General features: G+C 73.4%; 7 protein-coding genes. 5 read left to right on the top strand and 2 right to left on the bottom strand.

Features of this window, described 5'->3' with window-relative positions:
* The coding region (locus V2J63_RS12665) for a hypothetical protein (protein ID WP_331231405.1) at nt 1-238 on the bottom strand (238 nt) is incomplete at its 3' end.
* 714 nt (nt 239-952) lie between these two features.
* Between V2J63_RS12665 and V2J63_RS12660 the strand changes: the two genes are divergently transcribed.
* From V2J63_RS12660 to V2J63_RS12650, 3 genes are all read left to right on the top strand, one after another.
* The gene (locus V2J63_RS12660; RefSeq protein WP_331231404.1) at nt 953-3,622 is read left to right on the top strand and encodes an N-acetylmuramoyl-L-alanine amidase; all 2,670 of its coding nucleotides are present in this window, start codon (nt 953-955) and stop codon (nt 3,620-3,622) included.
* Between the two features lie 195 nt (nt 3,623-3,817).
* A complete protein-coding gene (locus tag V2J63_RS12655; RefSeq protein ID WP_331231403.1) occupies nt 3,818-4,585 on the top strand; it encodes a DUF8692 domain-containing protein in 768 nt (255 codons plus the stop codon).
* A 127-nt stretch (nt 4,586-4,712) separates the two neighbouring features.
* On the top strand, nt 4,713-5,867 hold the full coding sequence (locus V2J63_RS12650; RefSeq protein WP_331231402.1) for a glycosyltransferase family 4 protein: 1,155 nt from the start codon (nt 4,713-4,715) through the stop codon (nt 5,865-5,867).
* Between the two features lie 223 nt (nt 5,868-6,090).
* On the opposite strand, the gene wecB is transcribed toward V2J63_RS12650, so the two are convergent.
* Nucleotides 6,091-7,161 carry a non-hydrolyzing UDP-N-acetylglucosamine 2-epimerase gene (gene wecB / locus V2J63_RS12645; RefSeq protein ID WP_331231401.1) on the bottom strand — a complete coding sequence of 357 codons (1,071 nt, stop codon included), beginning with the start codon at nt 7,159-7,161 and terminating at the stop codon, nt 6,091-6,093.
* A 96-nt stretch (nt 7,162-7,257) separates the two neighbouring features.
* Here wecB and V2J63_RS12640 point away from each other — a divergent pair, with 96 nt between their 5' ends.
* Nucleotides 7,258-9,036, top strand: a complete 1,779-nt coding sequence (locus V2J63_RS12640; RefSeq protein ID WP_331231400.1) for an ABC transporter ATP-binding protein — start codon at nt 7,258-7,260, stop codon at nt 9,034-9,036.
* The gene (locus V2J63_RS12635; protein WP_331231399.1) at nt 9,033-10,145 is read left to right on the top strand and encodes a glycosyltransferase family 2 protein; all 1,113 of its coding nucleotides are present in this window, start codon (nt 9,033-9,035) and stop codon (nt 10,143-10,145) included. The genes V2J63_RS12640 and V2J63_RS12635 overlap by 4 nt, the downstream gene beginning before the upstream one ends.
* The last annotated feature ends 4 nt before the right edge of the window (nt 10,146-10,149 follow it).

Raw genomic sequence — 10,149 nt, 5'->3', positions numbered from 1 at the left:
CGGCGGCGCCGCGTCCGGTACCGGTGGTGCGGGAGCGCCAGTCGGTGAAGTCCCGGTCCCGCGAGCTGCCCCACGCCCCGTCCTCCTTGTGCGCGAGCAGCACCTGCCCCCGGTACACCGTCACGTCGCGGACGATCGCGTCGAGGGACCCGATGACCTCTTCCCGCTCGGCCCGCGCCCACCCGACCGCCGACGTACCCGGCGCGGCCTCCCGTAGCCCCGCCAGCGCCGCGCGCACCGCGGCCACCAGCTCCGCCGGTGAGGCGGGGGCGCCACGCGGTGAGGGGTCGGCGGCGGTGGGCTCGTGAGCGCTGGCGGGGCCCGCAGCGGGACCGGTAGGCGCTAACGAGGCACCCGTGCCGGTAGCTGAAGCCAGAGGCCCGAACGAGGCACCCGTCCCGCTCGCCGTCATCCCGCTGCCCGCACCCGGACCGGTGAGGACATCAACGGCTCCGCCGTGCCCACCGGCCACCGGGATCGCTGCCATCGTCCTCACCCCCACCCTGCTTCGAACGCGTGTATGAAGACTATGCCCGACCACCGACATCGCCCCGGGCCCTCTGAATGAGTTGGGAGTCTGTGGGAGTCGGAGCGCTAGACCCTGTCGTAGCCAAAGGTCGACGCTCCTGGGGTCGTGCGCCCGAGCGCCGGTGCCACAATCGGTTCGGGCGGGGCTGCGAGCCATGATCGCGTTACGCGACACGTGTAGACGACCGTCCCCAGGCTCCCGACGTCAGGAATCGCCGTGCGAAAGCTCCGCTCCGCAATCCCCGCAATCGTCAGTGCGACTGCGCTCTGGTTGGTGGCGTCCGCCCTCCCTGTCAGCGCAGATCCGGCCCAAGCCACGTCTCTCGGCACTGCTACGCCACCCACGAGAGCCGCCGCCCCGACGGCGTCGGCCTCACCGCAGGTCATTGCGGAGGCCGTTCCGGTCGAGCCCGAGGTCGAGGTCGTGAGCTTCTCCGCGCCGCCCGTCGCGCCCGTGGGGCTCGCGGACGTTGTCAGTTCCGCGCCGTCGTCAGCGCCCGCCGCACGCTCGGTCGCGTCGTCGGCACCCACGGGTTCGGCCGCGTCGTCCGCACCCGCCGACCTCCTCACCGCGACCGCCGGCGTCACGAGCGTGGTCGCCGTCGCTGGCGTCACGTGGGACGAGGCGGACACCACCGCCGTCAGCGGTGTCTACCTCCGTAGCCGCTCCGGGGAGACGTGGAGCGAGTGGGAGGCACTCGAGGTCACCGCCACCGACGGCGACCTGCCGGCGGAGTCGCGCGGGGGCACCGAGCCGATGGCCGTCATCGAGGTGGACGAGGTGGAGGTCGCCGTCGTCGTCGAGGGGTCCGCCGTCGAGCCGGAGCTCGCCGTGTGGGACCCGGGCGAGTCGGAGGCGGACGCGCTCGCAGCGGCCCCTCCCGCTAGCGCCACCGCCGCGACGGCTCGCGGCGCCGACGCCACCACGGCCTTGGACGCCACCACGGCCGCGCCCGCCGTCCCCACCGCCCCTGCAGCCGCGCCCACCACCACCGCCTCGACGGCGGCCGTCACCGCCCCGACCGTCTTCACCCGCGCCGACTGGGGCGCTGACGAGTCGATGCGCTGGGGCGAGGTGGCGACGAGCTCGATCCAGGGCGTCGTCGTCCACCACACGGCCGGCACGAACTCCTACACCGCCGCCCAGGTCCCGGGCATCATCCGCGGCATCTACGCCTACCACGCGGTCACGCGGAACTGGGGCGACGTCGGCTACAACGTCCTCGTCGACAAGTTCGGCCGCGCCTGGGAGGGGCGGTACGGCAGCCTCGAGAAGTCGATCTGGGGCGCCCACGCCTCCCCGTACAACTCGACGATGTTCGGCATCTCCGTCCTCGGCAACCACGACCTCGTCCCCGTCACCGAGGCCGCGATGGACGCCGTCGCGCGGGTCACGGCGTGGAAGTTCGACCAGCACGGCATCCCCGCCGCGGGGACGACGACGATCGACGGCGTCACCCTCGACCGCGTGGTCGGGCACCGCGACGTCGCCTCGACGAGCTGCCCCGGCCGGTACTTCTACCCGCGCCTCGGCGAGCTGACGAACCGGATCGCGGCCTACCAGGTCGACACGGGCGACCGGAGCCTCGACCGTGACCTCACGGGGGACGGGGTGCCCGACGTCGTCGCGCGGGTCGGCAACGAGGTCCGGCTCCTGCCCGGCAGTCGCGGTGACGGCCTCGGCGACGCTAAGCTCGTGGGCTGGGGTTGGGACGCCGAGCGCACCATCGATCCGGGCGACTGGGACGGGGACGGCATCGCCGACCTCATGCTCACCGATGTGTCCGGCCGACTGTGGTTCTACGCCGGACGCGCCGGCGGCGGGTGGGACTCCCGCGTCCAGATCGGCAAGGGCTGGAGCGGCATCGACATGATCGCCTCCGGCCTCGACTGGGACGGCGACTCCCGTCCGGACCTCCTCGGCCGCAACGCGGTGACCGGCGGGCTCCACCTCTACCCGTCGAACGGCGCGGGTGGCTTCCGTGCCGCTCGCCAGGTCGGTGTGGGCTGGGGCTCGATCGACCTCGTCGCCATGGTCGGCTCCCTCTCCGGCGGTCGTCCGACGCTCGCGGCGCGCGTCGCCACGACCGGCCAGCTGCGGATGTACACCGGCGACGGCGCGGGCGGGTTCGCCGGGGGATACACGACGGTGGGCGGAGGGTGGAGCGGGATGCGCTCCCTCATCACCGCCGGCGACCGGACGGGCGACGGCGTCCCGGACGTCCTCGCGCTCGACCGCTCGGGAAACCTCTGGCAGTACGCCGGCCTGGGCACCGGCCACCTCGGAGCCGCGGCCCCGGTCGCGACGGGCTGGGCAGACGCGCGCGCCATCCTCCCGATCACCCGCGTCGGGACGGTGGCGGGGGTCCTCAGCGTCGACAGCGTCGGCCGGCTCGACCGCCGGGACTTCGGCGGCGACGCCGCCCTCCTCGCCGCCCGGGCGACGGCGGTCCGGCTCGCCGCGAGCGACCTCGACGTCACACCCGTCGGTGACTGGGACGGCGACGGCGCCGGGGACCTCGTCGTCCGCAAGGCCAACGGCGACCTCATGCTCCACCCGGGCACCGGGCGCGGAGGGTTCGCCGCCTCCGGCGCGCGGATCGGGTCGGGGTGGCAGGTCTTCGACACGGTCCTCGGCGCCGGGGACTGGTTCGGCGACGGGACACCGGGGATCCTCGCCTACGACGAGGGGTCAGGGAAGGTGTGGCTCTACCCGGGGACCGGTACCGGGGGCTTCGGCCGACGGATCGAGGTCGGCGACGGCCTCGACGGGTACGACGCGGTCGTCAACGCCGGCCACTGGTCCGGCTCCGGCGTCCCGGACCTCCTCATGCGCGGCGACACGTCGCGCAACCTCTTCCTGTGGCCCGGCAACGGCCCGGGTCTGCTGCTCGAGCGACGTCAGGTCGGCACTGCGTGGGGCGCGATGCGCCACATCGTCGGCGTCCACGACCTCGACGGGGACGCGGTGCCCGACGTCCTCGCCGTTGACGCGGCGCGCCGGATGTGGCTCTACCCGGGCCGGGGCAACGGCGGCTTCGGCACGCGCGTCGACCTTGGGCCGCTTCCTGCCGGGGTCACTGCGCTCAGCTGAGCGGACGTCTGCCTGAGGCGTCGCCCCGGGCAGCGCCAGCGGCCCTCGCGTCCGCACCGCCTGGACGGGATGGTCGGCGTTGTGGGCCGCCCGCGAGGGGACGTCGGTTAGCGTCTACTCCACGACGTGACGTCGGTTAGCGTCTACTCCACGACGTGACGACGTGAGTGTGGTGCGACGACGAGCAGGAGATTGGTGACCGACCGTTCCGTGGCCCGACGGCCCGGCCGTGCCCGCGCCGTCCTGGGCGCCATCGCTGTCCATCGGGGATACCCGGGGCTCTGGCTCCTCGCCATGCTGCTCACGGTCCTCGCGCTCGCCGCCGCGCACATCGGGCACATGACCGCCGGTCGACCGGCCGACTGGTACTGGCACCTCGGCAACGACCGCGGCTACGGCGAGCTCCTCGGATACCTCCAGGCCGGGTGGGGTGCCATCTTCCTCATCATCGCCTGGTGGCGGATGCGGGAGGCGGTGCTGCTCGCGTGGGCGGTCGTTCTTGGCTACTACCTTCTCGACGACTCGATGCGGTTCCACGAGCAGTACGGATGGGCTCTCGCGCGAGCCACCGGCTGGTACGACCGCTGGGGCAACAGCGGCGGGGACCTGGGCGAGATCGCGTACATGGCGTTGGTCGGCCTCGTGCTCGCCGCGGTGGTGGCGGTCGCCCACGCCTTCTCCGGGCAGCCTGGCCGGCGCGTGTCCTGGCACCTCGTGATGCTGTTCCTCGTGCTCGTCGTCGTCGGCATCGGGGTCGACGTCGTTCACGCGCTCATCGTGCACAGCGCCGTCCTCGACCTCGTCTTCGCCCTGCTCGAGGAGGGTGGGGAGCTCCTCGTCCTCAGCGTCATCGTCGCCTACCTCCTCAAGGTCGCGCACGAGGCAGCTCCCGCTGCTGAGCGGGTCTCGACGGCCGCCGCGCGGCGGCCAAGCGTCGAAGGAGCGCGTTCTCCTCAGCACTGACGCAGCAGATCGCGGGTGGCAAGCGGACCTCGATGCCTGTGGCCACCGTGCGCCGTGGTCGACGGCCACGCCTGGAGCCGCGTTAGGGTCGACACGCCCTGACGGTACGAACGACGACGGAGGACATGTGACGGAGACCGGACGCCGGCTCTCGGTGGTGGTCGCGACCCGGATCTTCCTCCCGGAGCCCGCCGCGGCGTCGCTGCGGCTCGCGGCGCTGGTCCGCGTGCTGTCGCGAGCCGGCCACCGTGTGCGCGTCCTCACGACGACGGTGCCGTCGGCGCCGGCCTACGTCCCGCCGGTCGGCGCCGACGTGAGCCGCTGGCCGGTCCTGCGGGACGCGGACGGCTACGTGCGGGGGTACGTCCAGTACCTCAGCTTCGACGTCCCGCTCGTCCTGCGGCTGCTCGTCGGCCCGCGTCCGGACGTGGTCGTCGTCGAGCCGCCGCCGACGACGGGGGCGGCTGTCGCCCTCGTGTGCTGGCTCCGCCGGGTGCCCTACGTCTACTACGCCGCCGACGTGTGGTCAGAAGCCGTGCGGGAGACGGGCGTGCCGAAGGTCGTCGAGCGCGTCCTGCGCGGCCTCGAGAGGACCGTCATGCGCCGCGCCAGGGCCGTGCTCGCGACATCGCCGGGCGTGGCTGAGCGCCTGACGGCGCTCGGTGTGAGCGGGCACGTCACCGTGGGCAACGGCGTCGACATCGAGGCCTTCACCCCTGAGGGCCCGGTGGCCGACGACGGCGCCCCGTACCTCGTCTACGCCGGCACCGCCTCGGAGTGGCAGGGTGCCGACGTCTTCACCCGGGCGATGGCCCAGGTGCTCGGGGAGCGCCCGGACGCGCGCCTCGTCTTCCTCGGGCAGGGGAGCGACGTCGAGCGCATGAAGAAGCAGGCGGCCGCCTACCCAGCGGGCGCCGTGACCTTCCACGACCGCGTTCCGCCGGAGCAGGCGGCGTGCTGGGTCCGCGGGGCGCATGCCTCCCTCGCGTCCGTGCGCCCCGGCACCTACGAGTTCGCCCTGCCCACGAAGATCTACGCTGCCGCGGCGTGCGGCACCCCTGTGGTGTTCGCGGGCGCCGGCCCGGCTCGCGAGCTGATCGCGGCCCATGGCCTCGGTGCGGTCGTCGACCACGACGTCGAGGCCGTGGCCGCGGAGATGGTCGCGGCCATCGACCACGTGCCCACCCTGGACGAGCGTCGGCAGCGAGCGGCGTGGGCAGTCGAGAACGTCTCGATCGACGCCGCGGCCGCTCGCGCCGTCGCCGTCATCACGAATCTCTAGACCGCCGCGAACGAGGGTCTCTCGCGGGACATAGCCCGGCCCGACTGGCTCGGGCGAGCCTGTGACCGTCTCGGTCAGCGGCCGGGCCCGCCCACGGCGCCGTCGCGGGTCACCGCCGGCCAGGCCGGCGCGGCCCGACCAGCCTGGCGCGGCCCGACCAGCCCGGTCCCGAGCCGAAGCCGCGACCCCAGTGACGCGCCGTAGGCGGCGAGCTCGCCGGTGGTCAGGCGCCGAGCCCGCCGGCCAGGGCTGCTACGACGCGAGCGGCGGCGTGGCCGTCGCCGTAGGGGGCGGCGCCGGTCGGGGCCGGCGTGGGGCGCAGGGCGTGCGCGGCGACGTCGGTGAGGTCACCGTCGAGGACGTTCCAGCCGAGGTCGACGGTCTCGACCCACTCGGTCTCGTGGCGCAGGGTCGTGCAGGGCACGCGCAGGAGGAAGGCCTCCTTCTGCAGGCCGCCGGAGTCGGTGACGACGCCGGCCGATCCCTGGACGAGAGCGACGAGCGCCGGGTAGGGGGTCGGGTCGAGGACGCGGATCGCGCCGGCCTCGAGCGTGATCCCGGCGCGCTCGGCACTGGCGCGCAGGCGGGGGTGGGCGAGGAGGAGGACGGGCACGCTCAGGCCGGCGAGGGCGTCGACGATGGCGCGCAGGCGGGCGGGGTCGTCGGTGTTCTCGGCGCGGTGGATCGTGGCGACGAGGTACCCGCTCGCCCCGACGTCGGCGGGCACGGGGGCGGCGGTGCCGGCGGCGAGGTTGCGGTCGCGGGTGAGGTAGAGGACGTCGGTCATGACGTCGCCGACGAGGACGGTCCGCGCGCCGAGGCCCTCGTTGCGAAGGTGGGCCACGGCGACGTCGGTGGGGGCGAGGAGGAGGTCGGCGGCGTGGTCGGTCATGACCCGGTTGTGCTCCTCGGGCATGCGCCGGTTGAAGGAGCGGAGCCCGGCCTCGAGGTGGGCGACGCGCTGGTGGATCTTCACCGCGGCGAGGGTGCCGGCGATGGTGGAGTTCGTGTCGCCGTAGACGAGGACCCAGTCGGGCGCGTGCTCGAGCATCGCGCGCTCGAGGCCGGGGAGCATGGCCCCGGTCTGCTCGGCGTGGGACCCGGAGCCGACGTGGAGGTTGACGTCGGGGCGGGGTATCCCCAGGTCGGTGAAGAACACGTCCGACAGGGCGGCGTCGTAGTGCTGACCGGTGTGGACGATAACGTGCTCGTGGCCCGCGGCCGCCAGGGCGTGCGCGATCGGCGAGAGCTTGACGAGCTGGGGACGGGCACCGACGACGCTGAGGATCCTCATCCGGACGACTCTAGCGATCGCCGTGCGCAGGCGAGCCGCCCCGGGTGGAGGTGGCACCATGGCTGACGTGACAGTGCAACGCAAGGAGGACGACGCGTGAAGCGCCTGTGGACCGCCCTCAAGGAGCTCATGCCGCTCCTGCCGCCGAACGCGCGACGCTTCCTGCTGATGTTCGCGTTCGCGACGAGCTCCCTCGCTCTCCTTGACGTCGCCGCCCTCGGGCTCCTCGCACTGACGATGACACCGCTCGTCCAGGGGCGCCCCCTCAGCCTGCCGCTCATCGGCGAGGTCGCCACCGAGCACACCGTGTGGATCATCGTCGTCGTCTGCGCGCTCATCATCCTCAAGAGCGTCCTGTCGATCGGCCTGCAGTGGTTCGCCACCCGGCGCTTCGCCGCCTACGAGCTCCTCATCGGGGACCGGCTCTTCGCCGCCTACATCCGCGCGCCGTGGACCGAGCGGCTCAAGCGGAACTCCGCCGAGCTCGTCCGCCTCGCCGATGTCGGCATTGGCAACACGACCGCGGGCCTCCTCCTGCCCGCTGCCTCGCTGCCGACCGAGGGCGTGACGTTCGTCGCGGTCCTCGCCGTCCTCGTCGTCGCCGAGCCCATGACAGCCGCGATCACCCTCGTCTACCTCGGCCTCGTCGCCGCGGTCCTCTACTTCATCATCTCCAAGCGGGCCGTCGTCGCCGGCCGCGTCAACCGCGACTACTCCTTCCGCATCGCCACGCTCATGACCGAGATGGTCTCGACGCTCAAGGAGATCACGCTGCGGAACAAGTCCGACGAGGTCGCCCAGGTGGTCCACCGGAACCGCATCCACACGACCCGCGCGCGGGCGAACATCCAGTTCCTCAACGCCGTGCCGAAGTTCGTCGTCGAGTCGGCGCTCATCGGCGGTTTCGTCCTCGTCGGCGGTGCCGCCTACCTCCAGGGCGGGCCGGCGAGCGCCCTGAGCGCCGTCGCCCTCTTCGCCGTCGCCGGCTTCCGGATGGTCCCCTCGGTCACCCGCTTCCAGAACATCATCACCCAGACGTCGTCGACGATCCCGCACGCGAACGCCGTCATCCGGGACATCAAGGCGGCGGAGTCCTACACGACCAATGCCGAGAAGGTCGGCACCAAGCGCCTCGAGCACGACCCGAAGCTTCTCGTTCTCTCCGACGTCGAGTTCACCTACCCCGGCTCGGACACCCCCGCGGTGACCGGCGTCGACGTCACGGTGCCGATGGGCAGCTCACTCGCCCTCGTCGGCTCCTCGGGCGCCGGCAAGTCCACGCTCGTCGACATCTTCCTCGGGCTGCTCGTGCCCTCCTCGGGCACGGTCACCGTCGACGACCAGCCCCTCGTCGACGTCCTCGCCCACTGGCGGTCCAAGGTGGGGTACGTGCCCCAGGACGTCTCGCTCTTCGACGCGACGATCGCCCAGAACGTCGCCCTCGCGTGGGAGAGCGAGGTCGACGAGGACCGCGTGCGCCAGGCCCTCGAGCGGGCTCAGCTCCTCACCGTCGTCGAAAACCGCGCCGGCGGGATCCACGCGCGAATCGGCGAGCGGGGGATGGCGCTCTCTGGTGGCCAGCGCCAGCGCCTCGGCATCGCCCGCGCCCTCTACGCCGACCCGCTCATCCTCGTCATGGACGAGGCGACGAGCGCGCTCGACACCGCCACGGAGGAGGCCGTCTCGGTCGCCATCCGCGAGCTCCACGGCGATGTCACGGTCATCAGCGTCGCCCACCGCCTCTCGACGATCCGGCACAGCGACCAGGTGCTCTTCATGCGGGACGCCCGCATCGCGGCGCGCGGCACCTTCGACGAGATCGTCGCCGCCGAGCCGGAGTTCGCCTACCAGGCCGCCCTGGCGGGCCTGCGGTGAGCCCGACGGCGCAGGGCGGTCCGCACGCCGGCCCGCCCGCCCCGGGGGAGCCCGACGTCGACGTCGTCGTCGCCCTCCACGACCTGTCCCGCCCGGTCGCGCGGTGCGTGACGTCCGCGCTCGCAGGCGCCGGTGACCACGTGCGGGTCACGGTGGCGTGCCACGAGCTCGAGCCCGACGACGTCGCCCCCCTCCTCCCGGTCGACCCGCGCGTGCGCCTCCTGAGCGTCCGGGACGGCCTCGGCAGCCCGTCCGGTCCCTACAACGCCGGCATCGACGCCGCGACGGCGCGCTACGTCGCCATCATCGGTTCCGACGACTTCCTCGAGCCGGGCGCCCTGTCCGCCTGGGTCCGTGCCGCCGACGCCCAGCGCTCCGACGTCATGCTCGCCCGGGTGCGCATGCAGGACGGCACGGACGTCCACACCCCCCGCGTGCGCCCGGGCCGCTCGCGCCGTCTCGACCTCGTCCGTGACCGCCTCGCCTACCGGACGGCGCCGCTCGGCCTCATGCGCAAGGCCACGCTCGAGGCCCTCGACCTGCGTCTCGTCGCCGGCATGCGCTCGGGCGGTGACGTCGCGTTCACGGCGCGGCTGTGGTCCTCGCCCGTGCGCATCGACCTCGCCCGGTCCGCGCCCCGGTACGTCGTCGGCCTCGACGCGCGCACCCGGGTGACGACGTCCGTCCGGCCGATCACCGACGAGCTCCGCGCCTTCGCGCACCTCATCGCCCTCCCGTGGCTCCACGAGCTCCCCGCCGCCCAGCGCCGCGCGCTCGCCGTGAAGACGATCCGCGTCCACCTCGTCGGCGCGCTCATGCGTCGGCGGGAGGCAGCCGACTGGCACCCCGGTGAGGTCGAGTGGCTGCGTGACCTGCTCCGGGCGTGGGTGGACCTCGCGCCGCGCGCGTTGCGGCCGTTCAACCGTGCCGACCGGGCCCTGCTCGACGCCGCTCTTGATCCCGGCGCGGACGAAGCCTCGCTCGTCGCGGCGGTGGCCGCCCGGAGCGCGGCCCCGCGGTGGGATGCCGTGCTGACGTCGTCGCTGGCCGACAACCTCGACCGGGAGTCGACGCTGCGCTACTACGCCGCCGACACGTTCTGGCGCTGACGGC

Source organism: Georgenia wangjunii (assembly GCF_036421975.1).
GTDB lineage: Bacteria > Actinomycetota > Actinomycetes > Actinomycetales > Actinomycetaceae > Georgenia_A > Georgenia_A wangjunii.
The sequence above is the reverse complement of the archived record's forward strand: the minus strand, read 5'-3'. Positions and strand labels throughout refer to the sequence as shown.